This is a genomic window from Pseudomonas sp. KT_2_4 (assembly GCF_041410225.1).
Lineage (GTDB): Bacteria > Pseudomonadota > Gammaproteobacteria > Pseudomonadales > Pseudomonadaceae > Aquipseudomonas > Aquipseudomonas paracarnis.
Map to the genome: position 1 here is coordinate 5,562,105 of NZ_CP166962.1, position 25,193 is coordinate 5,587,297.

The following is a 25,193-nucleotide window of genomic DNA, read 5'->3' on the forward strand; positions in this document are numbered from 1 at the left end:
GCGATACTCAATGAGCGTGTTGTGAGGCTATGCTCAACGAGCGTCCGCTTTGGCTGACCTTGCTGACTGACCAGGGGGACGAGACGACACCTGGAGTATCGTCGAGGCGGATCATCACGACAGTCGCGGTGGATTTAGAGAATTAAAACTGTCGCTGCGAAGCCCGGCTTTCTGGGGCTTCAAGCCAACTCTGGAGGAAACGCAAAACTGTCGCAAACCCTCAAGTCTCTGCTGTGGAGCGGAGGCCTAGAGAATTAAAACTGTCGCGACCACCCGATTAGGCATGTTGCAACTGTTCAGCGAGTCACGCCTGCGCAATTGCCGACCTGAGCGGGTAGATGAATTCATCCTTCCATCTACGTTCACACATTACAGACTCAACCCAGCCGTCCTTTCTGCTCATTCTCCAACTCGGTGTGACGCTAAGAACAGAACGCGCATCGACGGTAGTGGCGACGGGGACCGGGCACATCGACAGGGCTACATTCTTTGGTAAGCCCCGCGTCAGCGGTTCAGGCGTGCTGGTGCAGGTCGGGCAGCTATAGCTTCGCTCCCATACCCGAATGCCTGATTTTGAGTTTCCAAAGCGCCCGTAACGATGCCAGACCTCAGATGGCCGTCCAAACCCAACGCCATATTTTTCGGCGCTAACTTTCACGGCAGACATGCCCAGGTCAAAATATCTTTCCACCGCCCTCATTCTAGCTGTAGGTAGAAGCCCCTTTCCCACCCTGCTTGTCCTAAAGCAACTAATGAACATTGGGGCAGTTTCACCGGAGATTCTGTTGAGAAGCAAAACACAGCCGAACGGGTAGAGCCATCTGTCTCCGCATGCACAGTTTATGAGCAGCGCAACTGGTCTTGCTGGCGTTTGCTGGTAGTGCGACAAGTCATCGTAGAATGCTTGGCCACGACACACTGCACTCGCTATATCGGCTGCATCCAGTGGTGTTTTTGCGACGAACACGGGGTTTGTTCGTGCTAGATCCTCGTTGATAACGCCCGTCAGGCCGATACTGCCGAATATCCAAAGAGTCGGAACACCAGAGCGATTGCGTTGTTCAGTGCGCTCATATGTCCGCTGCGCAGACTGAGGCGAAATCTGCACTTCTATTGCTAGGCGCGGAGCAAAGGCCGAGTCGCCAACCAGAATGTCAGCCCGCCAATCGTCTACGCCGTCTTCAAGCTCGGCTTGAATGCCTAGAGCAACCAGCTTCTTGTAAATGGCCACCTTCATGGCGATATGGTCTGGGCTTTCAGTGCTGGAGTAGCCCTCAGGGCTCTCTCCAGGAAAATGGGAAAAGTACCTGGTGATGCCTCCATCCCGTCTGAGGGTTTTGGCCTGTGCCGGAAGTTTCGTATCCGGCATGAGCACCTGGCGGCCTTTCGATATTTTCACTACTTTCTTCCAATCTTCATCGCTAAGCACTGAGGCCACAGTACGACAGCCGTTCACTAAACCCACGCAAGCCAAGGCAACCTCCTTTTCCAAAGACGCAGTTCAGATTCACAACAGAGTCAGTATTTGATCTTTAGTAATCTGAAACGTCTGTCAGGTACGACGCCTGGAGAATACTTATTTGGCAGCGACCCGTCACAACGGCGACCAGCCTGCGACAGATTTTTATACCCTGCGACAGTTTTAATTCTCTGAATTTAGCGGGGACCATCGCAGGATGTACTTATGCTTGTGGTCGTGCGCTAACGTTTTAGATCGTTTTGGTTACGAGACACAAGCCCAGTGAGTACGGCACGGGCCCTTTGACGTCGCAAACAATCCAGTGAGCATGAGATGCTGCTATCATCCAGGGTTCAGCGGGGGTGAACGTAAACAAAGGTGATTTGCGGAAGCGTAGTAAGCGTCTAGCCAACACACCTTACTGACCCCAAAGCATACTCCGAAGCTACCAACAAACACCTGAACACCGCTTCTCCAAAGGATAGGCGCTGCGAAATATGCCCGATCCTCGTAGAGACTATTCAAGCTCTGGCTAGAATCAATTATTGTCGATGCCGAGGTTCCAACCATGACCCTAGCCCAACTCCTCCTATTTCTCCCCGCAGCAGCAATCGTTGCCGTCTCACCGGGCGCCAACAACCTGCTTGCATTCGCAAATGGCAGCAGGCAGGGTTTGCTGCCTACAGTGGTCGGTCTGTCAGGTCGGTGTACGGCCTTTGCATTGATGATCGCAATGGTGATTGTCGGTTTAGGCGCATTGCTAGAGGCGTCTGAACCCGCTTTCCAGATTATTAAGTGGGTAGGTGTCCTTTACCTCGCCTATCTCGGCGTAAGAATGATGATAGGCCGTGATTGTCACGAAGATGGGGCTTCGGTATTCCAGCCTGTCGATGCCTACTCCTTGGCACGCAGGGAGTTCATGACTGCCATGACCAACCCCAAAGCAATCTTGCTCTTCACTGCTTTTGTTCCCCAATTCATTGTTGCTGGTACTGGCGCCTCCTTCACTGCCCAGTTCGTCGTTTTAAGTGCAATCTACATTGCGGTCGAGTTTATCGCCGCTATAGGCTGGGCCCTTGCTGGCAGCATCATTCGATCTCTGCACCCTTCGAAGCGGAAATTGTCGATCATCAATCGCATAACGGGTGCAATGATGCTCGGCGCAGCCGCCTTATTGGCTACAGCCAGACGAACTTAAGTGTGTACGTCCGAGCGTCACCCTTACATGATTAAACGGGCTCCCACTTATGCGGAAGCAACTGCTTGATTTCACTCACCCGCTGCGTCGGCAGGCGTCTGAGAACGTCTTTCAGATAAGCATACGGATCATGACCATTCAGCCGTGCAGACTGGATCAGGCTCACGATCGCTGCCGCACGTTTACCGCTGCGCAGCGACCCTGCAAAGAGCCAGTTCTTCGGCCCAAGAGCCCATGGCCTGATTTGGTTTTCGGCCCATTTGTTGTCTATGGGTACGGCACCGTCATCAAGGTAGCGCGACAGCGCTGCGGCCGTGTAAGACCCGACTTGCTGTGACAATGCGCTTTCTAGACTGGCGCTCACGACTAGACAAAATCCATGTTCGAAGGCAAGTCTGAAAGTGGTGGCGACGTAGGGATGGGCGTTAACTTGGGTAAACCAACTCAGACGGCCTATGGGTCACAATTTATTGGTATAAAGGACGGTAAGGAGATTCGCTCCTCGAAATATTGCGATCCTATTATCTAAAATCGGGCGTGTAAGCCCGTCACAGGAGAGGCGATGTCAAAATCCTATGTGATTGGGATTGCAGCTGCAATTTTCGCTACGTTCAGCTGGGCGCTTAATTTTCTGTCTCCTTACATGATGGGAGATTTTGGACCGGTTGATTTTATTACATTGAGATTCATCATCTCTGGCTGCATTGGTCTTGTTGTTATTCGTGTTTATTGGCCTGGCGATCCAGTTTTAAGCTGGCGTTCAACTATGATGGCCGGGCTGCTTGGCGTCCTAGGATATGCTCTTTACATAGGATGCATTATGGGAAGTGTACTTCACGGTGGGGCTATAATCGCACCCGCATTTTTGAGCGCTACGCCGGTTATAGTTGCCATCACAGGCAATTTGATCAACCGAACAGTTTCCTGGAGCAGCTTCTGTGCACCCATAATTCTGGCAGTTTTTGGTTTGGTTGCAACGAATTATGGAATTTTGGTCAGCGTTTTAGATGGAGGCGCGCCCTCGTACCTTGTGGCAGTAGGTTATGCGTTAGGCGCAGTATTGGCTTGGTTAATGTTCAGCATATTAAACCAAAAGATATTGGCAAAAATTCCCCAAGTACATTCAGGTCTTTGGACTGGACTAATGATGAGTGGAGCAGGTGTCAGCGTCCTGCTTTTCTTACCTTTCGGGCTTGTGTTTGGGGTATATAGCTACCCGCACATTGACCTACGTTTGGACAATACTCTACCGGTTTTCGCCGCAGCATCAGCGCTGGCATGTTTTGCCTCCGTTGGAGGGGCATGGGCTTGGAACATTGCAAGCCAGCGGTTACCCATGGCCCTGTCTGGGCAGCTCATTTCTGTAGAAACGATCTTCGCCGCTGCGTTCGGCCTTATCGCCGAAAACCGTCTACCTACCGGTCTTGAGATGCTGGGAGTAATAGCCCTGTTAACAGGTGCCACAATCGCAATAAAGGTCATGACGCCAAGTTACCGCGCAGGTTCGAGTGTACAGGCGTGATTTGCTCTGAAAGCCCATCGGAGAAAGTTCTTTGGTAAGCGTCGTTTGGAGTCACCTACACAAACCCAGCTATAAGCGCGATGGTGTTCATTTTAAAACCGGAGACACCGTGGCGCTTAATGCCGGAGCTTGGAAGATGTGTTGGCTGGACACCGCTGACAGGACGCATACGTCAGTGCGCATTCCACGAACTGGCCGTCGACCGCTAGTGAGCAGGAACCGGGAAAATCGTATACTAAGGTTTTCCGACCTGCCGTAGCGGCCTGAATTTTCCATCTTCCAGTTTGTGGCTCTGCCGCCACACGTAATCGCCTGTCAGGTTGATGTGCTACCAGCCCAACGGCGACAGGTACTGATACAGATCTGTATTCACCGGCTTTCCGGCGTCGGCTGACCTTTGGGCTGCCCGCTCGAGAAACACCGTGTTCCACAGCACAATGGCTGCGGTCAAGTCCAGCAAAGATGGCTAGACACCCGTGTGCATCGGGGCGACATTACAATGTGTGATGCCCGGTGCTTGCGCATTATCACAAAGCGACACGTCCCCCTTTCGCGGAGTATACCTATGTTCAGTCACGTGCACGTCGGAGCTAGGGATCTTGAGTGTTTGGTAGTCTTTTACGACGCCTTGCTGGCGAAACTAGGCCTTATCCAGATGCCTGAAGGGAACGGTGGGGCTGCTCGCGGCGTAGGCTGGCGATACCCCAATAGGCGATGGCCCCAGTTCTACGTCCAGCACCCTATAAATGGTCTTGCAGCCACTTGGGGGAACGGTGTTCAAGTGAGTTTTCTGGCAGCTTCGGAGGCCCAGGTTCGTGAGGTCTGGGCGCTTGCTATTGAGATGGGAGGAACCAATGAGGGTAAGCCGGGCTTTCGAGAATATGCTTCAGATTTCTATGCAGCATATTGTCGGGATCCAGAGGGGAATAAGCTTTGTTTTGCATATGCTCCGGATCCCTAAGCGTAGCTTGAAACTTTGAACAGTCGAGAATCGAGGGCGCAGCATTATCTATCGGGAAGCAAGGCGTGTTCGCCGGACGGATACGGCAGTGGAGCTGCCGTCAAATGCGAGCATCACCTTTTCGGGCTTTTTATAGCTGCTAGCTGTGATCAGGATAGGCCGGTGAATTGTTCGCACCACAGCTTCTATCTGGCTGCCAAGGCTGTGCGCGTTGCGTGAGTTGTCTTCACCCACTCTTCCTATCACCAACAGTCGAATCCTCCTGAAGGTCGCTCAGATTTCTACCAAGTGTCCGTGGCGCTGCTTCAGCTCAGGAAACGCAGCGCCGGAAATGGCCGTTCGCTCCCTGGCCTTTTCCAGCATGTGTTGGCCATGCTCCAAGGCCAGTTTTGCACGCTGCGCATCCAGCGTGGCCAGATCTTCCAGTAGATGTTCACTGCTGCCGAGACCGATATTGCCGCTGAGGTCAGCGGATGCAGGATATTTCTCCTTATCCAGCACATGAAGCAAGGTCAGGGGGAGCGCTGAGACGTTGCGAAGCCCATGCTGCGTAATCACAGACCGCCAATGCGGATTGTGAGTTATCTGCATGCCATTACGTGGGTCATTGTCGTCCTCCTTAGTGGCTCATGAGCTTGTCGATGGCACCGGGTTTGTCATGCATACCGAAGCGGTCAACGATTGTTGCGCTGGCTTCATTGAGACCGAGCACTTCAACCTCAGCGCCCTCACGGCGGAACTTGATCACGACCTTATCCAGCGCTGCGACGGCGGTAATATCCCAGAAATGCGCCTGTGTGAGATCGACGGTGACCTTTTTCAGCGCTTGCTTGAAGTCAAAACCCTCAGTGAACTTGTCTGCAGAGCTGAAGAACACCTGGCCCACAACGTAATAAGTCCGATGCGATTGCGCCTCTTGCAGAGTGCTCTTGATGTCCAGATAGTGTCCGACCTTGTTGGCAAAGAACAGGGACGCCAGCAGCACACCGACCAATACGCCGTAGGCCAGGTTGTGAGTGGCCACGACGACCACGACGGTCGCCACCATGACGAGGTTGGTCGACAGCGGATGCTCTTTCATATTGCGCAAGGAATCCCAGCTAAAGGTACCGATGGACACCATAATCATCACTGCCACGAGTGCCGCCATCGGGATTTTAGAGAGCCATTCGCCAAGAAATACCACCATCAGCAGCAGGAAAACGCCGGCACACAATGTCGAGAGGCGGGTGCGGCCACCAGATTTCACGTTGATGACTGACTGGCCGATCATCGCGCAACCTGCCATCCCGCCGAGCATGCCAGCGGCGATGTTGGCCACACCCTGACCTTTGCACTCGCGGTTTTTGTTGCTGGTGGTATCCGTCAGACCGTCGACGATGGTCGCGGTCATCATCGACTCCAATAGGCCTACAACTGCCAGCGCTGCGGAGTAAGGAAAGATGATGCGCAGGGTTTCAAAGTTCAGCGGCACTTCAGGCCACAGAAAAATCGGCAGTGTGTCCGGCAATTGGCCCATGTCACCCACGGTACGGATGTCCAGCCCGAGGTAAAAGGCAAGTGCAGTCAGTGTCAGGATGCACACTAATGGCGAAGGAATCAGCTTGCCAATCACAGGTACATACGGAAACAGGTAGATTATCCCTAGGCCCGCTGCGGTCATGGCGTAGACGTGCCAGGTCACGTTGGTCAATTCAGGTAACTGCGCCATAAAAATCAGAATCGCTAATGCGTTTACAAAACCCGTGATCACAGAGCGAGAGACGAAGCGCATCAGCGAACCTAGCTTCAGGTAACCCGCGAGGATTTGAAGTACCCCACAGAGCAACGTGGCTGCCAGCAGATACTGAAGTCCGTGCTCTTTAACCAAAGTAACCATGAGCAGTGCCATGGCGCCGGTAGCCGCCGAGATCATGCCGGGACGACCGCCGACGAAGGCAATAACAGCACAGATACAGAAGGAGGCGTAGAGACCAACCTTGGGGTCGACGCCGGCAATGATCGAGAAGGCAATGGCCTCCGGGATCAATGCCAGGGCGACTACGAGACCTGCTAGCACGTCTCCACGGACGTTGGAAAACCACGTTTGTTTGAGCGATTGCAGCATCAGAATATCCAAGGCAAAGCATCGCGCACGCCAAAGGAATGGCGAACGAATCGATACAAGTTCAAATTTTGAGGATTTTTTGCTGTGTGCTTGAGGTGCAAAAACCAGGCGTACAGCAGTGTGCGCCCGCGAGCGAGACTAGCGGAAGCAGGTGTTGCGAGGGGGGCGTAGCGCTAAGGCGGCGTAGGCTGCCAGTAGATCGTTTGGAGTACAGTCATGCTGATGTTCCTGTGCTCAAGGGGTATGCGGAACCGAAGTATACAATGAAGCCGTCGCCGATTGCGACCCGTTGCCAAGCTCTGCATGAGCTACGTCAGATATAGGCTTAGTCAATCGGTATACCTGCGGGCAAGACTTTGCTTTCCATTCATTCCTGTTCGAGCTGGTCTGTGTGCTGAGCGGTGAGTTGGCCAGACGGTTACTGTTAGCTGCCTTCGTGGCCGACCGGAGGCAGTTCTGCTCGCGTTTGATCGTCCAGGCTTATCGTCATGCTGGCGTGAACCTAGTGTCGGATGCGGACTTCTGCCATCCGGGGTGTTCCGGAAGGCGGCCGAGAGAACCCGGAAAAAACGTACGCTAACCTTTTGGTTTCTTCTAACCACAAGATACCGGCGCACTGAGCGCAGCGTAGGATGTCCAGCTGTTCCGCACGTAATAGTGTAGCAATGCACACTCTGCTATCATCCAATTTGCTCCCTGTGCGCGAGGCCATAGAAAAGTTCCAATTTTTTTGGGGCATTCCATCGAACCCGAGAGCACAGCTACTGGCCTTATTCCTGTGAGTGCACACTATGAACACCGTGACTCATCCCGTCAGTTCTAGTAAGTCCGCTCAAGAGGAAGCGCTCAGGATGAACGCTGTTCGCAGGTACGCCATCCTAGACACGCCTCCGGATGGCGCATTTGATCGTGTGACCGCGATAGCAGCTCGTCTTCTTGGAACTCCGATAGCAATCGTGAGCATCGTCGATACAGACCGAATCTGGTTCAAATCTCATCACGGACTCGACGTAAAACAAATTCCCCGCAATTCAGGCCTTTGTTCTTCCGCGATCCTCCAGGCAGAACCTTGGTTAGTAACGGACGCTAGACACGACCCTCGTACGCTCGTTAATCCCCTCGTCGCAGGCGAATTCGGGTTACAGTTTTATTTGGGAGTACCGCTTCATACCCACGACGGTTTCAATCTTGGCACGCTATGTGTTTTGGACACGCAGCCGCGTACGGTCACCCAAGACCAGCTAGACACATTGACGGATCTTGCAAGCGTTGTGATGGATCAACTGGAGCTGCGCCTGTCTGCTATGCGATCCATCGCGGAAAAGGAAGCGGCGCTGAATCATTCCCACTTAATGGCCGAAGAAATCGACCATCGTGTGATGAATAGCCTTCATCTGATTGTGTCGATGTTGAGCATTCAAAGTGCTCAGCTGGGCAGCTCTGAAGCGGCTAAGGAGATTTCCAGAGCGGCAACCAAGATATTTGCTGTAGCCAATGTGCATAAACATATTAATGTCGGCAAGGCAGCCTCTACGCTGGATAGTGCTGACTATCTCGTCCAATTGTGCGCTGGCTTATCTACGATGCTGGGATCTGAAAGCCAGATGGTAATCTCAGTCGACGCCGTCCCACTGGCGTTGGATAGTGAACAACTCAGCCGAATCGGTCTGATTGTTAACGAATTGGTGACCAATGCATTGAAATATGGAGCCTCTAAAATCAACGTTCATTTAACACCATATCAGCACCAATGCTGCTTGACTGTGAGCGACAATGGCAGAGGCCTCCCGACTGACTTTGATGTACATAAAATGTCGGGGCTGGGAATGAAGGTGATCACTGAACTGGTAAAGAACCTAGATGGTTCGCTAAGTCATGAGCCCAACGCAGACCTTGGAGGCACCGCGTTTCAGATAATTTTTTCTCCTGTGTTCAAGACTCGCCTCCCCGCAAGGCTGGTTCCTGATGGTCTTCTGAGATGAGCAGGGAGACCGTAACGTACAAGGACTTTAATGGAAACGGTCTGCAACTTCATCTCGGCGAGCGCTCTGTGTAAGGTTAATCTGAAACCCGTGTCGGGCAATGGATTGTCAGATATCGTATCCCTCGGATGCTCAAAAAGCCCGCCCAGCGTAGGCTTGAATGATTGGCGCTATCCAAGAGCAGCAATTATCCGCCACTGCTCATTACTGTTTTGTAGAGGTAACGACAGAGCTGCTCTTGCTGGGTTCTGTATTGGATTTCAAGACACACCACTGCTTCCATCTGACCCAGCCAAACGTCATCTGAAACGTGTTGCAGGTGATTAACCGTATCCCGCCAAGCAATGCGAGCCAGCTCAACGGCTTCCACCAATTCCACCAGGTACGAATCTGAAGCCAGCGTAGAGACTGTGTGCATTTAAAAAATCGCCACCCATGAGCCCTTCAAGGGCGCTGGCAGCGATCCCGCTTCGTGGTGCTCAACGTAAAATTCCAGCCAGCCAACGTACGTTCGGAGATTTTGTTCATTAAGTTGAGTGCCAAAATTTAAGGAAAATATTCGCTACGAATATGGCTTTCTCACGATAAGCAGCTACCGTAAAGTTGCCAATAAAATCTAACTGTGCTTTGTCCCTGCCTCGCAAGAGTCACGGCTGCTCCATGGAGGGGTAAATGGGCTGCTTGATATGCGCTCAAAAGACTGGTTTGCAACGGTCAATTGGCGATTGGGAGGAGCGTCACTGTGCTACCTGCGGGCATTACCGAATCTCAAGAAACTTTCTCGTTCTTATGGAAATACAGGGTCTGAAATTCAATATCGAGGAAACGAGACTCTGGCTGTCAACTCTGAGGAGAACTGATCCTCTCCCTGGAATCGTCGCGGAGAATGCGATTTGTGTTAAAAATTTATCTATCGGTTCTCGCGTTTATGCCACACGCGCAACAGGTAGACGATAGATCCCGTAATTTCGTAACGCATCTCGTAGTGGCCAATCAGGATTCGGCGCACATCGCTAGGTTCGAACTCATCTAGCCGCTCACCGATGCGTGGATTTGCCAGCAACGTTGTCGGGGCAACTGTTAGTTGCTGTACAGTACGAGCAGCGGCAGGCTGATCCACCACCGTCGCCAGAAATTCATATAGGCGAGCAAGGTCAGAAAGCGCTTTGCTGGTGCAATTCAACTCCATCAATTCGGGATTGCTAATGGCGATTCGGTGTTGGGGCTGTCGGCCCAGGCTTGGACAGCTTAGTGGTCAATCACATGACCAGCGTCTACATCGGCCAACGCTTCGCGTGTCAGGCGACTGCGCCCCCCTTCTTGGTCTATCCAAGCAGCCAGAGTCTGCTTGACGATCCAATTCTTGGAGCGCTCCAGCCGCTCAGCCATTAAATCTACCTTTTCGGCTAACTGCATAGGTACATGAGCGGTGACGGATCGAGTTTTTGCGGTAGTTGCCATGAAGACTGCTACTTCTAACCAATTGGCTGCACAAGGTGCATGCCTTGCCGGCGTTCAATCACAGCAGCTTCCGATGCCGCTTGGCGTAACGTAATGGCACGTTCGCTGGCTTGGCGTGCTTCGGCATAATCGCCATTTTTTCTGAGTTCATTGGCGCGCCATTCCGCCGCTTCGGCAGAAGCAAGCAACGCCAAAGAGTGCGGCACGTTTTGCTCTGATTTTTGATTCAGTTCTTGCGTGCTTCGATGGCGCTCGATCACGTGCGAGGCCTCGCGGGCCGCATTACGCAATTGGGTACGGGCAATATCGTAACTGTCATTGGGTACAGCTTCGAGGGTTTGGAGGCAATTATGCAACGACTCCACTGCCGTCAGCAGCTTATCAATTTTCTGTAACAGCTCAACTGTGTCAGGATGATTTTTCATGAAGCGTCACTTCTCTCGAATTGGTACGGTGGGGTTCGAGTGAGGAATGTCATCAGCAGCCGGTGGAATGACATGTGATTGAGCCTCTCATTCTACGCCAGCGTCCAAAAAAAATGATTCAAAGTAATCATAACTAATAATATTATGTTGACAAGCTGCGGTGTCAGGCTGGGCTATACCCTAACCTGATGTCAGCTCCTGCTGCTCGCAGTCAACAGCGGCTTTCGGTATGGACAGATTAGGCTCTGAAAGCGCTTCGTAGGTGGATATCCATGGTCATGGTGTATTCAGCGGGAAACTAGAGTTGGCGTGGGCTTCACTCATGTCCATGGGTTGACATCTTTCCTTTACATCGACGAGTCATGGCTAGATTTCTCCGGTGTGCAAGGCGATCTGGAGGCGCTAGGTCGTGAGATCCAACTGGCTGTGAAAAAGCAGGTGGGTATTGGTGTTGGGGTGGGTTTCGGTCCTACGAAAACCTTGGCGAAAGCTGCCAATTTCAGCGCAAAAAAATGGCGGAAAGAGACTGGTGGTGGCGTCGTTTTGATGGACGAAATTCGACGGGATAAGCTGCTTCAGTGGATGCCTGTTGATGAGATTTGGGGCATCGGCAGGCAGCTTTCCAAGCGCCTTGAACTGATGGGCGTGAAGAAGGCAATTGACCTCCAGCGGTACGACCGAAAATCGTTGAGAAAGCTCTTCAACGTGAACGTCGAGAAGACCTCAATGGAGCTAAAAGGTGTGTACTGCTATGCGTTGTCTGAGGGTGCTGAGCCGAAGCAAACCATCGCCAGTACAAGGTCGTTCGGTGAGCGGATTACTGAGCTTCAAGGGCTTCGTGAAGCCGTCACGACTTATACGTCCAGAGCCTGTGCAAAGCTTCGCTCGGAGGCGCAATTGTCATCGTGTCTGCAGGTGTTTACCCCTGCATGTGCAGGTGCATGATGCGTTCTTTCTGCTAAGCCTTGAGTCGGTCAAGTTCAGGCTCGTCAAAGGTTGAACCCTTACCGATGAGGTCATTGATGAGGGACTTGATGTGCTCTGTTTCGCGATCAGCCTTGGCAGCCATGTACGTCACAGCTACCTCCTTTACCTCTTCAAAATCCATGTTCAGACGAAAATCGCGGTCTTCGGTGCGTTGGATTTTTCGTTTCGCCTCGATCTCTGTCTTCCATCGCTTGATGACAGGGATTTTCAGATTCTGAGCTTCAGCCTTGGAGCCTGTCTTGAGAGACTGGGAAAATTGGCTCTTACCGAAATACTCGCGCAGGTCTGCTGGAATCACGTAGCGGGCGTGCCAAGTGCCTGCTTTGAGGATAAGATTGCCTGCTGCCATGAGGGGCACGCCTGCTGTGCGGTAGAGATACTGTTTTGTACCAGTATTTTGTACCAAACTGGAGCGAAACCCTTGAGGGGCTTGGGTTTAAAGGGCTGAGAGTCTAGTGGCAGATTTTCCCTATCTCTCCGCCATTACATAGAAAAAGCCCCGCAGCTGCATAAGCTGCGGGGCTTTTTCATTTCCAGTCTTTATCAGCGACTGCTTCAGGGATATTTTCCAGTCCTGCCTAACGCTGATCAAGGCGCTCAGACGCTTTGCGATAAGCTTGATCACGCTCACGTTTATCAACGGCGACCACGAACACCGCAATTTCCTGATCGATCACTTGATACACCAGCCTGTACCCGCTACTACGCAGTTTGATCTTGTAGCAGTCAGGCAGGCGATGTAGGCGATTAGCCTCAATACGTGGGTTGTTCAGGATTTCGACCAGCTTCTTTTTGAGTTGCTGACGGAGGGTGTCACCGAGCTTTTGTCATTCTTTCAATGCACGCGCATCAAAATCAAGGCTATAGGTCATCCAAAGAAACCCTTACGCGTTGAGGCGATGCAAGACGCTCACGTACGGTCGCCATCAAGGCTTCATCCTCTTCAGTCATCAGCACAGGCTTAAATGGCAACTGGCCGCGCTCGGCAACATATTGCAACGCCTGGCGTATCAGTTCGGAAGGGGTGACACCAAGTTTCTCCAGCTCCAGGTAGGCGCGAGCTTTCAGGTCGTCATCGATACGAATGTTGATAGATGCCAAGGGATAGCTCCTTGTGTAATGACGTTGGTCATTACATTGGAGCAATCGGGTTTCATTGGCAAGTTTGTCTGGACATACGGCAGTCGCTCTCATCTGTTGATCCTACTTTTTGGCCGTCGGCTTTGCCGGGCGCTTTTTATCGGTTTCTTTCACCGTTTCCCTTGGTCTTTTCTTCGCCTCTTGCTCGGTTACGTATTCACCTGTGACCGCATCGCGATATCTCGTTGGCATATCAGCACCCTTGACAGTATGTCGCCACGGCGGCGACTTTTTGAGACTAGCTCGCAGGCTTATGCACACAAGGTTCCCGGTGGAGATTCTGGTTACCAAGCTTTGCCGAAACAGGTGCTTACGTTGTGCAGGTTCGGCAGTTTTCGTGCAGGGTTGCGTTGGCTGGGGTTACATCATGAATAAGATCACCGCTGATTCTACCGAAGGGCATGCACGCAAAATCTTTTGCGTAGCCGATGATGTCGGCACCGAAGAAACCCTTATAAACGCCACCGAAACCCTCTCATCCGCCCTTCAATCCGCCTACCAATGCGCCGAAGATCCAGTCAGCACGCAGTCGCCCGTGATCATGGCCCTGGCTCAATTGATCGAGAACGCGCAAGCCTTGGTGGATGCTGTCCTTGAGCGTGATTTCCCCACGGCCAAATAAATACCTGCTCCCTGAAACGAAAAAAGCCTGCTGAGCTCAATGCTCAGCAGGCTTTTTTGCGCCTACAACCCGGTCAGGCTGGCTGCGCCACCAGGCTATTACTCACCTTGCGTCCCAACACCAGCACGGTCGCAAATCCGAAACCCACCAACACCGTGGCCAGGCTCAACAACACCGAGCTGCCCATCTGGTCGACGATCCGCCCGCCAAAGAACGAGCCCAGGGCAATGATCACCTGAAACAGCGCCACAAACAGCGGCATGCCGCGTTCTACATCCTTGGGCGCCACGACGAACATCCAGATGCTCGCGCAGGCCGGGAAAGCCCCGAAGGCGAAGCCCCACAGGGCGATCAGCATCGCCGCGCCGGTCATGCCGGTGGCGAAGTAGGGGAACAGCGCGGTGCTGGTGCCGATCATCAGTGCGACCAGCAACAGGGTGTTGCGTACGCTGCGGTTGGCGGCAAAGCCGGCGAAGATATTGCCCAGCACCCCAGCCACGCCATACAGCAACAACAGCGAGCCAATCGTCGGTCCGTCGAAGCCGGAGCTGTGTTTAAAGAACGGTGCGACATAGGTGTATGCGGCAAAGTGTGCGAGACCGATCAGCAGCACGGCGATCAACCCGACCCGTGCTTGTGGGTTGATAAACAAAGCCGGCAGGTCACGGATCTGAATGGCTTTCTCCGGGGTGAGTCGCGGCAGCAGGAAGATCTGCGCCAGCAGTACCGGAATGCCCACCAACGCCGTGACTAGGAAGGTCATGCGCCAGCCCATCAGGCCGCTGAGCCATGTACCTACCGGCACGCCCAACACGGTGGCCAGGGTTACGCCCATCATGATGATCGAGGTGGCTTTCGCAACCCCCACGCCTTTGGGCGCCAGCCGCCCGCTGAGGGCAATGGCGGTGGCCCAGAAGCCGCCGATGCTGATGCCGAGCAATACGCGGCCGAACAGCAGCAGGCTGAAATCGGTGGCAAAGGCCACCACCGAGTTGGCGATGATCATCACCAGTGTCAGGCCAATCAGCAGGTAGCGACGGTCCATGGCGCCAATGCTGACCGACAGAAACGGCGCGGCGAGGGCGGCCATGATGCCGGGTAATGTGACCATCAATCCGGCGTGACCGGCACTGATACCCAGGTCGCTGGCGACGTCGTTGAGTACGCCCACCGGCAGGAATTCACTGGTCACCAGGGCAAAGGCACCCACGGCGACCGAAAGAATCGCCAGCCACTGCTGTTTGACGCTTTGTTGATTATGTTCGGGAAGGCCGTTAGAGGCCTGGCTCGCGCTTGGCATGGTGTGGGATTCCAAGGTGAAAGTCGCCTGAGGTCAGGACGCAGGAGAGGGAAGCTGGGGGCGATTATAGGAATCAGTGTTGGCAATCGAGCAGGCGCTCGTTTCGATAGTAATCATCAGTGCTATCGATGTGAGGTTTTTGAAGAGTCCTCACTCAGCATCACAAACGAAAAAGCCCGAAGTTGAGTCAGCTCCGAGCTTTTCCGGTTATGACGATGTTTAAGGTGCAGGGGGGAGTTTTATTTTAGCTAGCCAGCGCGTTCAGTACATGTACCGGGTCGTTATGGATAGCTTTCAACAACGCCTTTGCCGGCCCAGTAGGTTCGCGACGACCCTGCTCCCAGTTGCGCAACGTACCGAGCTGAACGTCAATCAGCGCTGCGAATTTAGCCTGGGTCAGCCCTGTTGCCTTACGGATCTCTTTAACTCGCATTGAGTCGACATGAAATTCACGGGATGGCTCCCGTTCTCCGCGCAGGATCTCGTTCATCTCTTGAACGCTTTCCATCAATTCATCAAAAAGTCGGCTCATAGCTATCTCCAGTGCTCAATCGCAGCCTTCAGTGACTTGCGTTCGTCGGCGCTCAAGTCCTGCTGTTCATTTTTGGGATAGATCATCAGTAAAACAATCTGTGATGCCGAGGCGAAGTGCTAATAGATCACACGTGCCCCGCCTCGTTTACCATGGCTCTTGGCTGCTACTCGTATTTTGCGGATACCGCCCGTACCCTCAATCACATCGCCTGCAGCGGGATTCACTACAAGCACGTTCTGAAAGGCCGTGTAGGCATCTTCGTCGATCAATTCTTTAACGCGACGTGTGAAGACCGATGTCTCAATGAAAATCATCGCTAATGTACGCCATTGGCTTAGTTCGCTGCAATCCTAGCCGTGCGCGCTTCGGTGCGCATCCGGTGAGTTGTAACTGCTTTTTGGCGCACTCGGATGCGGCCAATTATGTTCTGGCCAACCGCTCCAAAAGGCACTCAATAAACACCCCCTCCGCCCGACTCATCTTCTGCTCCCGATTCCACAGCACGTGAATATCCACATCCGCAATGCCCTCATCCGGCGGCAGCCGCCAGAGCAGCCCGTTCTGCACATCTTCGGCCACTACATGCACCGGCAGGCATCCCAGGCCATACCCGGCAATCACCAGGCGCCGCACTTCTTCCAGACTGGATGACGACGCCACAATCCGCCCGCCGAACCCTTGCTGATCACGGAAAATAGTCAGCGGCGAGAGCATCCCGCCAATCTGGTCGCTGGTAAAGCTCACGAAATTTTCCGATTGCAGATCCCCTTCGACCAAACCTGTACGTCCGAACAATGGGTGGTGTTTCCCACAAAAAAATGCATAACGCTGACGCAGAAACAGATGCTGTTCCAGGCGCGGTTGTGGCCGGCGGTTGAGGCTGAGCCCCAGGGTCGCGGTTTTTTCCAGCAGGGCGGCAACGATGTCGGAGCTGCGCATCACTTCGACCTCCAGGTCTACCCGTGGGTGCTCGCGATGAAAGCCTGCGAGAAAGTCATCGAAAGTGTCGGAATTAATCCGGCTGATCATCAGCAAGCGCACTTTGCCGATCACTTCATCACCCGGCTTTTGCAGGGCGTTGCTCATCTGCGAAACCTGGCCGTACATCTCCCCGGCAATGGCGAAGATCTGTTCACCCGCCTCGGTGAGTACGAAGCGCGGGCCACGGCGCAAGATGAGCTGGCAATCCAGCTGTTCTTCCAGGCGCTTGAGCGCCTGGCTGATCGCCGGTTGCGTCAGATGCAGGCGGGCAGCAGCGCGGCTGATGCTCAGTTCCTGGCCGATCACGCGGAAGGTGCGCAGCAGGTTCCAGTCCAGGCGGTCGTTGAGCAGGGGGTGAATATCGCGGCGGGATTCGGGCATGGCATCGCTCGATAATAAGCAGTTTTTATAATTAAGATAATAAATAGAAAATTGACTAATCATAGCCCCAGGCCGAAAAATCGGGCTTAACGAGCGCCACCAGAGCGCACTGGTTTGATCTTCTCCTGCCAAAAAAATAACCAAAGGAGCCAGCCCCATGAAGCCTTCCGCTTCGCCGCAGCCTCGCCGTGCCGCGGCCGCCGCCTTTATCGGCACCATGATCGAGTGGTACGACTTTTACATCTATGCCACCGCCGCCGCGCTGGTGTTCGGTCAGCTGTTCTTCCCTTCCGACGATAAACTGTTCAGCACCATGGCCGCCTTCGGCACCTTCGCCGTGGGCTTTTTCGCACGGCCGTTGGGCGGCATCGTGTTTGGCCATATCGGCGACCGCATCGGGCGCAAGAAGTCCCTGGTGATTACCCTCGTGATGATGGGCGTGGTGACGGTGTGCATCGGCCTGTTACCGACCTATGCGCAGATCGGCGCTGCCGCGCCAGTGCTGCTGATACTGTTGCGAGTGGTGCAGGGCATTGCGGTCGGCGGCGAGTGGGGTGGGGCGGTGTTGATGGCCGGGGAACATGCGCCAAAGGGGCGACGTAACTTCTTTGCATCTTTCGCGCAGTTGGGCAGCCCGGCCGGTTTGATTCTGTCCTTGCTGGCGTTCAGCGCCGTCACTCGTCTGCCGGAAGAAGACCTGCTCAGTTGGGGCTGGCGTCTGCCGTTCCTGGCCAGCGCCTTACTGCTAGTGGTCGGCCTGGCGATTCGCCTGGGTGTGAACGAGTCGCCGGAGTTCCTTGAAGACAAGGCCCTGGCGGAAAAGGCCCGTGCTATTAAAAAAGACCAAGCCCCCGTCCTCGAAGTGCTGAAGACCGCTTGGCGCCCGCTATTGCTGTGCATTGGCGCCAATACGTTGGGGATTGCCGGCGTGTATTTCACTAACACCTTCATGATTGCCTACAGCACTCAGCAATTGGACCTACCGCGATCGCTGATCCTGGAATGCCTGTTCTTCGTTGCCATTATCCAGTTCTGCGTTCAGCCATTGGCCGCCTGGGTGGCGGAGAAGGTCGGCGCTACGCGGTTCCTGTGCGCCATGTGTGTACTGGCAATGGCTTCGCCGTATCCGATGTTCGTCTTGGTCAGCAGCGGCCAGGCGCCCTTGATCATCCTCGGCATTGCCTTGGCGGTGGTGTGCATGGCGTCGTTCTACGCCGTCATCGCAGGTTTTGTCAGCGGCCTGTTTGAAACCCGTGTGCGCTACACCGCGATTTCCCTCGCCTACCAGGTATGCGGCGCGTTGGCCGGTGGTTTGACGCCGCTGATCGGCACCTGGCTGGCTCATCAATACCTTGGCCAATGGTGGCCGATGGCAGTGTTTTACAGCGTGATCGCGGCGGTCTCGTTGGTGTGCGTGCTGGCCTTGTCCCGCCGCCACGCCACGGCTCACCGCCTGGAAATGGCACACAGTTGAGGGAGTCAGTAATGTTGAAGATTAATGGCGAGCGCCTGTGGCATAGCCTGATGGACATGGCCGAGATCGGCGCGACGGCACGCGGTGGCAGCTGCCGTCTGGCATTGAGCGCTGAAGACAAGGCCGGTCGTGAGCTGTTCAGCCACTGGTGTACAGCCGCTGGCCTGACGTTGAGCGTGGACGCTATTGGCAACCTGTTCGCCCGCCGCGGCGGCACCGATAAGGACGCAGCCCCTGTGATGATGGGCAGCCACCTGGATACCCAGCCCGAAGGTGGACGCTTCGATGGGGTGTACGGCGTGTTGGCTGGCCTGGAAGTGATCCGCAGTCTCGACGACCACGGCATCCAGACGCGCAAGCCGTTGGAAATTGCAGTGTGGACCAACGAGGAGGGCGCCCGTTTCACCCCGGCCATGCTGGGCTCGGCGGTGTTCACCGGCACGCTCGCCCTGGACAAGGCACTGGCAACCGCCGATGTAGACGGTATCAGCGTGAACGAGGCGTTGCGCACCATCGGCTACAACGGTGAGCGCCCGTTGGGTGGCGCAGTAGATGCGTATTTCGAGGCGCATATCGAGCAAGGCCCGATCCTGGAAGACAACGCCAACAGCATCGGCGTAGTCACCGGTGGTCAAGCGATTCGCTGGCTCGATGTGCGGGTCGAAGGCATGGCCGCGCACGCTGGCACCACGCCGATGCCGTTGCGCAAAGATGCGCTGTACGGCGCGGCGAAAATGATCCAGGCCCTGGAAAACCTCGCTGCCGATTTTGCCCCGCAGGGTCTCACCACTGTGGGTGAACTGAGCATCGCCAAGTCGTCGCGCAACACCATTCCTGGCTTGCTCAATTTTACCGTCGACCTGCGCCATCACCGCGACGCCGACATCGACGCCATGGAGCAGCAAGTGCGTGCACGCCTGCAGGCTATCGCTGACCACCGTGGCCTGAGCGTCACCATCACGCCTCACTGGATCAGCCCGGCCACGCCGTTCGACGCCGAATGCGTGGCTTGCGTGCAGGCTGCGGTGGACGGCTTGGGCTACAGCCAGCAGACCATCGTCAGCGGTGCCGGCCACGATGCGATTCACCTGGCGCGCTATTGTCCCACCGCCATGATCTTCATCCCCTGCGTTGGCGGCCTCAGCCACAACGAAGCCGAAGATGTCTTGCCCGACGATGTGCGCCAGGGCACCGATGTCTTGCTCAACGCCGTCTTGAAACGCGCCGGGCGCGTTCATGTCTGAAGGCTGACGCCATGCCCATAGGCAAGTCAGCTCCCACAGGTTTTGTGTTTATTCAGGAGCAACTCATGAAGGCGTTTTTCCACCCCGAACAACTCCTGCATCACCCACGTAGTTACTACTCCCGCGGCCAGATGCGCACGCCCCAGGAGGTTCCCGAGCGCGCGCGCAACCTGTTGCTGGCTGCGCAAACCCTGGGCTTCGATATCCAGCAACCGGCCGACTACGGTCTGGATCCGTTGCTCGCCGTGCACGGCGGCGACTACCTGGCTTTTCTTCAAGAAGCTCACCAGCGCTGGAAAGAAATCCCCGAAGACTGGGGCGACGAAGTCATGTCCAACATCTTCGTGCGTGAACCCAATGCCTTGCGCGGCATCCTGGCCCAGGCGGCACGCTACCTGGCCGATGGCAGTTGCCCCATCGGTGAGTTGACCTGGCGCTCGGCTTATTGGTCAGCCCAAAGCGCCATCGCCGCAGCGGGAGACATCCTCGATGGCGCCCCTGCCGCCTACGCCTTGTGCCGGCCCCCGGGCCATCACGCCCGCTTCGACGCGGCCGGTGGCTTTTGTTACATCAACAATGCGGCCGTGGCTGCGCAAGCACTGCGCCAAGGTTTCCAGCGTGTCGCCGTGCTCGATACCGATATGCATCACGGCCAAGGCATCCAGGAAATTTTCTACGACCGCGACGACGTGCTGTATGTGTCGATCCACGGCGACCCGACCAACTTCTATCCTGGCGTGGCAGGCTTTGCCGAGGAAAAAGGCAGTGGCGCCGGCGAGGGGTATAACCGCAACCTGCCGATGCCCCATGGTGCCAGCGAAGCGGTGTTCTTCGAAAAGCTAGAGCAGGCCCTGGCAGCGGTGAAGGACTTTTCGGCGGATGTGCTGGTGTTGTCATTGGGCTTCGATATCTACGAGCTGGACCCACAAAGCAAAGTCGCGGTGACGCGGGAAGGCTTTGCGCGGTTGGGAGCCCGCATCCGCGCGCTGGGGTTACCCTGCGTGATCGTGCAGGAAGGCGGGTATCACTTGGAAACGTTGGACAGTAATGCCCAGGCGTTTTTCGGTGCACCAACGGCGTGGAACGCGCTATCAGGCCCTTCGCTAAAGGGTGATTGAACGCTAAAAGCCTGCTGATCAGTTTTCAGCAGGCTTTTCAGCCCTTGTCGGGTGTTCGTTCTCATCTGCATGCAACAACGCCGTGTAGTCTTGCCCGCCGTAAAACACCCCCACTATCGATACCGTTTTGAAGTCAGGCTTCACCCTGAACGCAATAATGGTGCTGCGACGATAGTGAGTGATGCGCAAGTCTTTCAGCAGGTTGTCACGGTGCATGCCGCGCAAGGGAAACAGGGCAAGGCTTTCGCAGTAGCTGACAAGATTGTCGATAAAACGCACCGCTACAAGAGGGGAGCCCACATCGCTGATGTAGTCTTCGAGGGCATCGAGCTGCGCCAAGACCTCGGGCGAAAAAACTACCGAGTAGCTCACGCTTGCCCTGTGCCTTTGCCCCGTCGTCTGGCGGCCATATGTTCGCGGACCTGTTCTGGCGATAACCCAAGCTCAGGCTTCGCCTCAAGGGCGGTCGCTGCTGGGATGACTTCGTCTCTGAGCCAATCTTCCATGGCACGATCACGCGCCAGCAACGCCCGCAGGCCATCGCGAATCACTTCACTTTCGCTGGCATATTCGCCAGCAGCCACCTTGGCTTTGACCATGGCAGCCATTTCAAGGGGCAAGGTGATGCTCATTTGCTGGGTTGAGCGCATGGGGTTATCCGCCAGGGTTGAGTAGGATTCAATCCTACTCGACCATTGGCGCGATGCAAGAAGCAACTGATCGATGCCGATGCCCGGCGACTCGTCGTCCATCCAGAAGGGGTAGGTTTCCATGAGTTGCTACGTCTCCAGTTGTGTAGGTCAGGCCCCAAGTATTGACCCGTTTTGGCGATCGCGTGGCCGCAGGCGGCCGATAACTTGCTGATATGTATGACTTCATATGTGTAACAGGATGATCTCGGCAAACCGTCTCGGCATACATGGCGTCCCACCGGCTCCCATACGATAATGCTTGTCACCTCGACCACCTTTGGCCAGCCTCCCGTGATCATCAACTTCGACCTCAACGACCTCCAAGCCTTCCGCGCCGTGGTGGACAAGGGCAGTTTTCGTGGCGCTGCCGAGGCCATCCGTATCTCGCAACCGGCCCTCAGCCGGCGTATCGAAAAGCTCGAATCCGCGCTGGATGTAAAGCTGTTCGAACGCACCACGCGGCGGGTCAGCCTGACCATGGTCGGGCGTGCGTTTTTGCCCCAGGTGGAGCGAATGCTCGATGATCTGGACATCGCCTTGATGGGCATCAGCAACGTCGCGTCCACACGCATGGGCAACGTCACCATCGCCTGCGTGCCGTCTACCGCGTACTACTTCATGCCCCACGTGATCTCCGAATTCCATAAGCTGTACCCGAAGATTCGCCTGCGGGTGTTGGATGCCAGTGCCGGCGAGGTGTGCAATGCGGTGGCCAGCGGCGAGGCGGACTTTGGTGTGAGTTTCAGCGGCAGCCTGGCCGATGAGGTGGAATTCGAGTTGCTGTTGCAGGAGCGCTATGTGTTGGCCTGTCGGCGTGACCACCCGTTGGCTGAGCGTGACAGCGTGAGCTGGACCGAGGCCTATGAGCATGACTACATCGAGGTGGATAAGACGTCGGGCAACCGCTTCCTGCTCGACCAGGCCCTGCGAGGGGTGCGGGTGAAAAAGCCGAGTATCTGCGAGACGCACCACGTGACCACGATGATCGGGCTGGTGGAGGCAGGGTTGGGCGTAGCGATGGTGCCGTCGATTGCGATGCCGGCGCACACTCACCCGATTCTGGTCAGTGTGCCGCTGGTGGAGCCCCAGGTGCTGCGCAATGTGGGCTTGATCAAGCGCCGCGGGCGGACATTGCCACCGGCGGCGCTGGAGTTGGAGCGGTTGGTGCGGGAGATGCCGTTCCGGTCAGCGTGACACCGAGTCCAGGCCGGTGGATTGCACCTCTGGCTGGGCCTCGGGCGATGCCATGAACTGCAACAGCGCCTTGGCCTGCTCCGGGTGTTCGGCGTTTACCGGAATGCCCGCGGCAAAGCGCGTCACCGACTGCACGTCTTCCGGGATCTTGCCCACAAACGTTACACCCTTGACTGGCAACAGCTCCGCCACTTGTTGCAAGCCGACCTCGTAATCGCCCTTGGCCACCTGCTCGCCCACCGGCACGCGTTCGATCATGGTGCCCTTGGCCGGCATGCCGAGTTTCTTGAACAATTGCTTCTCGACATACACGCCGCTGGCGCTATCCGAATAGGCCACCGACTTGGCTTGGCTCAGCACAGCCTTGAGCTCGGCGTCGGTATTGATCGCAGGTTTGGCCGCACCTTCCTTCACCACCAGGCCGATCCGCGAGTCCGCCAATTCCACGCGGGAGGCGGGGTCGACTTTGCCTTGTTTGATCAATTCGTCCAGGGCATAGCCGACCATGATCACCACATCGGCGTGCTCGCCACGGGCCAGGCGGTTGGGAATCGCTTCCGGCGCCTTGCCCATGGACGGGCCAAGAATGGTCTCGAGGGTGTCACCACTTTGCTCGGCGTATTGCGGGCCGAGCAACTTATACGCGGCGGTGAAGCCGCCCGAGGTCATGACTTTGAGTTGCTCAGCCTGGGCGGCCAGCGCCAGGGTGCCGAGGACGACAGCGGCGAGGGTCTTGAGCAGCGGCTTCATTGCGCGGCCTCCTGCAGGACTTGGCCACGGGTATTGGCGCGGCGATACAACGCCAGGGTCGAACACAATGCACACAGCGCGGCAAAGATCATCCAATACGCAGGTGAAGCCTTGTCTTCAGTGATGTGAATGAACCAGGTGGAGATCGCCGGGGTAAAGCCACCGAACACTGCTGTCGCCAGGCTGTAGGCCAGGGAAAAACCCGCCACACGCACTTCCACCGGCATGATTTCAGTCAACGCCGGGATCATCGCGCCGTTATACATGCCATACAGGAACGAGAACCACAGCAGGGTTTCCAGCATGTGCGCAAAGCTTGGTGCGTTGACCACGTAGGACAATGCCGGATAAGCCGTAAGGACAGTCAGCACTGTCATGGCAATCAGCACCGGTTTGCGGCCGAAGCGGTCGCTTAACGTGCCGCCGATTGGCAGCCAGAAGAAGTTCGAAATCGCGACCAGCAAGGTCACCAGCAGGGCGTCCGAGGTGCTCAGGTGCAACACGGTTTTGCCGAAGGTCGGTGCGTACACAGTGATCAGGTAGAACGCGGTGGTGGTCATGGCCACCATCAGCATGCCGCCGATGACCACGGTCCAGTTCTTCACCAGGGTCGCCATCACTTCACGCATGGTCGGGCGATGCTTGCGGTTGGCGAACTCTTCGGTTTCCTGCAGGTTGCGACGCAACACGAAGATAAACGGAATGATCACGCAACCGACGGCAAACGGAATACGCCAGCCCCAATCGGCCACCACCGCAGGTTCCATCCACACGTTCAGGCCATAACCCAGGGCCGCGGCGACGACGATGGAGATCTGTTGGCTGCCCGACTGCCAGCTGGTGTAGAAGCCTTTACGGCCCGGCGTAGCCATTTCGGACAGGTACACCGACACGCCACCCAGCTCCGCGCCGGCCGAGAAGCCTTGCAGGAGGCGCCCCAACAGCACCAGAAACGGTGCCCATAGGCCGATGGTCTGATAACTGGGCACCAGTACGATCAGCAGCGTACCGCTGGCCATGATCGACAAGGTCACGATCAAGCCTTTGCGACGGCCCACGTCGTCGATGTAGGCACCCAGAATGATCGCGCCCAATGGACGCATCAGGAAGCCAGCGCCGAACACGGCGAAGGTCATCATTAATGACGCAAACTCATTAGCGGCCGGGAAGAACGCGGCAGCGATATAGGTGGCATAGAAACCGAACAGAAAGAAGTCGAACTGTTCGAGGAAGTTGCCCGAAGTAACGCGCAATACAGCGCCTACTTTGGAGGGGGCAGCCGCAGGCCGGGAAGGGGTCGTCATGGTTTTGTGTCTCCAGCGTTCTTTTTAAAGTGCTTGTTTCGCTTAAGACTTGGGATAGTGGCTGACACATTTAGAAATGATAAGTGACTAATTTGGATGAATTGATGCGTATTTGCTATCAATCTGGGCCAGCTTCAAAACAGCCTGCTGTGTTCTATGCTTGAAGCTGTATCCAATTCTTATGGGCGCAGACCTTTATGGGGAACGAACAGAAGCAGCACCACGAGCCGGAGCGTGAAGAGCATCGGCAGAAGCCTGAAGAAGAAAAGCCGCAAACCTGGAAGCATCCGGACGACGGCACCGAGCTTTCCGAGCGTGACCAGGAGCGTCCGCTCAAACCCTGAGTAACAGGTCAA

General features: G+C 55.5%; 25 protein-coding genes and 5 pseudogenes. 11 read left to right on the forward strand and 19 right to left on the reverse strand.

Features of this window, described 5'->3' with window-relative positions; genetic code table 11:
• Positions 1-304 precede the first annotated feature (304 nt).
• Positions 305-1,465 carry a competence protein CoiA family protein gene (locus AB9N64_RS25615; RefSeq protein ID WP_236712996.1) on the reverse strand — a complete coding sequence of 387 codons (1,161 nt, stop codon included), beginning with the start codon at positions 1,463-1,465 and terminating at the stop codon, positions 305-307.
• 562 nt (positions 1,466-2,027) lie between these two features.
• On the opposite strand from AB9N64_RS25615, the gene AB9N64_RS25620 reads away from it, so the two are divergent.
• Complete coding sequence (locus AB9N64_RS25620; protein WP_019819600.1) at positions 2,028-2,657, forward strand: LysE family translocator; 630 nt, start codon at positions 2,028-2,030, stop codon at positions 2,655-2,657.
• A gap of 31 nt (positions 2,658-2,688) precedes the next feature.
• Here AB9N64_RS25620 and AB9N64_RS25625 read toward each other — a convergent pair.
• A pseudogene (locus tag AB9N64_RS25625) lies at positions 2,689-2,964 on the reverse strand (transposase domain-containing protein); the annotation flags it as partial.
• Positions 2,965-3,219: 255 nt separating this feature from the next.
• Between AB9N64_RS25625 and AB9N64_RS25630 the strand changes: the two are divergent.
• Positions 3,220-4,179, forward strand: coding sequence for a DMT family transporter (locus tag AB9N64_RS25630; RefSeq protein WP_019819605.1), 960 nt, complete (start codon positions 3,220-3,222; stop codon positions 4,177-4,179).
• Between the two features lie 235 nt (positions 4,180-4,414).
• Here the strand turns inward: AB9N64_RS25630 and AB9N64_RS25635 are convergent.
• Positions 4,415-4,630 (reverse strand): annotated as a pseudogene (locus AB9N64_RS25635) (Tn3 family transposase); the annotation flags it as partial.
• Positions 4,631-4,744: 114 nt separating this feature from the next.
• On the opposite strand from AB9N64_RS25635, the gene AB9N64_RS25640 reads away from it, so the two are divergent.
• Positions 4,745-5,140: a VOC family protein gene (locus AB9N64_RS25640; RefSeq protein WP_019819608.1), complete on the forward strand. Its 396-nt coding sequence runs from the start codon at positions 4,745-4,747 to the stop codon at positions 5,138-5,140.
• 84 nt (positions 5,141-5,224) lie between these two features.
• Here AB9N64_RS25640 and AB9N64_RS25645 read toward each other — a convergent pair.
• Both AB9N64_RS25645 and AB9N64_RS25650 read right to left on the reverse strand, forming a co-directional pair.
• Positions 5,225-5,748, reverse strand: a pseudogene (locus AB9N64_RS25645) (universal stress protein); the annotation flags it as partial.
• 11 nt (positions 5,749-5,759) lie between these two features.
• Positions 5,760-7,247 (reverse strand): SulP family inorganic anion transporter, encoded by a 1,488-nt coding sequence (locus tag AB9N64_RS25650; RefSeq protein WP_019819612.1) that lies wholly within the window; start codon positions 7,245-7,247, stop codon positions 5,760-5,762.
• A 791-nt stretch (positions 7,248-8,038) separates the two neighbouring features.
• Here AB9N64_RS25650 and AB9N64_RS25655 point away from each other — a divergent pair.
• Complete coding sequence (locus tag AB9N64_RS25655; protein WP_081376978.1) at positions 8,039-9,229, forward strand: sensor histidine kinase; 1,191 nt, start codon at positions 8,039-8,041, stop codon at positions 9,227-9,229.
• A gap of 910 nt (positions 9,230-10,139) precedes the next feature.
• Here AB9N64_RS25655 and AB9N64_RS25660 read toward each other — a convergent pair.
• The 3 genes from AB9N64_RS25660 to AB9N64_RS25670 are packed head-to-tail and all read right to left on the reverse strand — an operon-like array spanning position 10,140 to position 11,115.
• Complete coding sequence (locus AB9N64_RS25660; RefSeq protein ID WP_019819619.1) at positions 10,140-10,418, reverse strand: type II toxin-antitoxin system RelE/ParE family toxin; 279 nt, start codon at positions 10,416-10,418, stop codon at positions 10,140-10,142.
• 59 nt (positions 10,419-10,477) lie between these two features.
• Positions 10,478-10,690 (reverse strand): CopG family ribbon-helix-helix protein, encoded by a 213-nt coding sequence (locus AB9N64_RS25665; protein ID WP_019819621.1) that lies wholly within the window; start codon positions 10,688-10,690, stop codon positions 10,478-10,480.
• Between the two features lie 14 nt (positions 10,691-10,704).
• Entirely contained in the window at positions 10,705-11,115 is a 411-nt protein-coding gene (locus tag AB9N64_RS25670; protein WP_019819623.1) for a hypothetical protein, read from the reverse strand.
• 309 nt (positions 11,116-11,424) lie between these two features.
• On the opposite strand from AB9N64_RS25670, the gene AB9N64_RS25675 reads away from it, so the two are divergent.
• On the forward strand, positions 11,425-12,060 hold the full coding sequence (locus AB9N64_RS25675) for a hypothetical protein (RefSeq protein WP_371359765.1): 636 nt from the start codon (positions 11,425-11,427) through the stop codon (positions 12,058-12,060).
• A 13-nt stretch (positions 12,061-12,073) separates the two neighbouring features.
• Here the strand turns inward: AB9N64_RS25675 and AB9N64_RS25680 are convergent, their stop codons facing one another.
• The 3 genes and pseudogenes from AB9N64_RS25680 to AB9N64_RS25690 form a co-directional block, all read right to left on the reverse strand.
• On the reverse strand, positions 12,074-12,451 hold the full coding sequence (locus AB9N64_RS25680; RefSeq protein ID WP_069143928.1) for a DUF6538 domain-containing protein: 378 nt from the start codon (positions 12,449-12,451) through the stop codon (positions 12,074-12,076).
• 229 nt (positions 12,452-12,680) lie between these two features.
• Positions 12,681-12,974, reverse strand: a pseudogene (locus AB9N64_RS25685) (type II toxin-antitoxin system RelE/ParE family toxin).
• Positions 12,964-13,203, reverse strand: coding sequence for a type II toxin-antitoxin system RelB/DinJ family antitoxin (locus tag AB9N64_RS25690; RefSeq protein WP_014717442.1), 240 nt, complete (start codon positions 13,201-13,203; stop codon positions 12,964-12,966). The pseudogene AB9N64_RS25685 and the gene AB9N64_RS25690 overlap by 11 nt, the downstream one beginning before the upstream one ends.
• A 406-nt stretch (positions 13,204-13,609) precedes the next feature.
• Between AB9N64_RS25690 and AB9N64_RS25695 the strand changes: the two genes are divergently transcribed.
• The gene (locus AB9N64_RS25695) at positions 13,610-13,864 is read left to right on the forward strand and encodes a DUF6124 family protein (protein ID WP_019818461.1); all 255 of its coding nucleotides are present in this window, start codon (positions 13,610-13,612) and stop codon (positions 13,862-13,864) included.
• 73 nt (positions 13,865-13,937) lie between these two features.
• Here AB9N64_RS25695 and AB9N64_RS25700 read toward each other — a convergent pair whose 3' ends face one another.
• The 4 genes and pseudogenes from AB9N64_RS25700 to AB9N64_RS25715 all read right to left on the reverse strand — a co-directional run bounded on the left by AB9N64_RS25700 (position 13,938) and on the right by AB9N64_RS25715 (position 17,061).
• On the reverse strand, positions 13,938-15,164 hold the full coding sequence (locus AB9N64_RS25700; RefSeq protein ID WP_014717445.1) for an MFS transporter: 1,227 nt from the start codon (positions 15,162-15,164) through the stop codon (positions 13,938-13,940).
• A 244-nt stretch (positions 15,165-15,408) separates the two neighbouring features.
• A complete protein-coding gene (gene nadS / locus AB9N64_RS25705) occupies positions 15,409-15,696 on the reverse strand; it encodes a NadS family protein (protein ID WP_014717446.1) in 288 nt (95 codons plus the stop codon).
• 2 nt (positions 15,697-15,698) lie between these two features.
• Positions 15,699-16,013 (reverse strand): annotated as a pseudogene (locus AB9N64_RS25710) (type II toxin-antitoxin system RelE/ParE family toxin).
• A 106-nt stretch (positions 16,014-16,119) separates the two neighbouring features.
• Positions 16,120-17,061, reverse strand: coding sequence for a LysR family transcriptional regulator (locus AB9N64_RS25715; RefSeq protein ID WP_014717448.1), 942 nt, complete (start codon positions 17,059-17,061; stop codon positions 16,120-16,122).
• Between the two features lie 157 nt (positions 17,062-17,218).
• Here AB9N64_RS25715 and AB9N64_RS25720 point away from each other — a divergent pair, with 157 nt between their 5' ends.
• The 3 genes from AB9N64_RS25720 (at position 17,219) to AB9N64_RS25730 (ending at position 20,897) form a co-directional block, all read left to right on the forward strand.
• Entirely contained in the window at positions 17,219-18,535 is a 1,317-nt protein-coding gene (locus AB9N64_RS25720; RefSeq protein WP_014717449.1) for an MFS transporter, read from the forward strand.
• Between the two features lie 11 nt (positions 18,536-18,546).
• Positions 18,547-19,779 carry a Zn-dependent hydrolase gene (locus tag AB9N64_RS25725; protein ID WP_014717450.1) on the forward strand — a complete coding sequence of 411 codons (1,233 nt, stop codon included), beginning with the start codon at positions 18,547-18,549 and terminating at the stop codon, positions 19,777-19,779.
• 65 nt (positions 19,780-19,844) lie between these two features.
• On the forward strand, positions 19,845-20,897 hold the full coding sequence (locus AB9N64_RS25730; protein WP_371359766.1) for a histone deacetylase family protein: 1,053 nt from the start codon (positions 19,845-19,847) through the stop codon (positions 20,895-20,897).
• Between the two features lie 18 nt (positions 20,898-20,915).
• Here AB9N64_RS25730 and AB9N64_RS25735 read toward each other — a convergent pair whose 3' ends face one another.
• Together AB9N64_RS25735 and AB9N64_RS25740 are read right to left on the reverse strand one after the other, a co-directional pair.
• On the reverse strand, positions 20,916-21,269 hold the full coding sequence (locus tag AB9N64_RS25735; RefSeq protein WP_014717452.1) for a type II toxin-antitoxin system RelE/ParE family toxin: 354 nt from the start codon (positions 21,267-21,269) through the stop codon (positions 20,916-20,918).
• A complete protein-coding gene (locus AB9N64_RS25740; RefSeq protein ID WP_014717453.1) occupies positions 21,266-21,670 on the reverse strand; it encodes a type II toxin-antitoxin system ParD family antitoxin in 405 nt (134 codons plus the stop codon). Before AB9N64_RS25740 ends, AB9N64_RS25735 begins: the two co-directional genes overlap by 4 nt.
• A gap of 210 nt (positions 21,671-21,880) precedes the next feature.
• On the opposite strand from AB9N64_RS25740, the gene AB9N64_RS25745 reads away from it, so the two are divergent.
• Positions 21,881-22,783, forward strand: coding sequence for a LysR family transcriptional regulator (locus tag AB9N64_RS25745; RefSeq protein WP_020301045.1), 903 nt, complete (start codon positions 21,881-21,883; stop codon positions 22,781-22,783).
• Here the strand turns inward: AB9N64_RS25745 and AB9N64_RS25750 are convergent.
• Together AB9N64_RS25750 and AB9N64_RS25755 are read right to left on the reverse strand one after the other, a co-directional pair.
• The gene (locus AB9N64_RS25750) at positions 22,775-23,533 is read right to left on the reverse strand and encodes a substrate-binding domain-containing protein (RefSeq protein WP_168224226.1); all 759 of its coding nucleotides are present in this window, start codon (positions 23,531-23,533) and stop codon (positions 22,775-22,777) included. The two genes, AB9N64_RS25745 and AB9N64_RS25750, sit on opposite strands and share 9 nt — an antisense overlap.
• Positions 23,530-24,837, reverse strand: a complete 1,308-nt coding sequence (locus tag AB9N64_RS25755) for an MFS transporter (protein WP_014717456.1) — start codon at positions 24,835-24,837, stop codon at positions 23,530-23,532. Before AB9N64_RS25755 ends, AB9N64_RS25750 begins: the two co-directional genes overlap by 4 nt.
• 197 nt (positions 24,838-25,034) lie before the next feature.
• On the opposite strand from AB9N64_RS25755, the gene AB9N64_RS25760 reads away from it, so the two are divergent.
• A complete protein-coding gene (locus AB9N64_RS25760) occupies positions 25,035-25,181 on the forward strand; it encodes a hypothetical protein (RefSeq protein WP_014717457.1) in 147 nt (48 codons plus the stop codon).
• Positions 25,182-25,193: the final 12 nt, after the last annotated feature.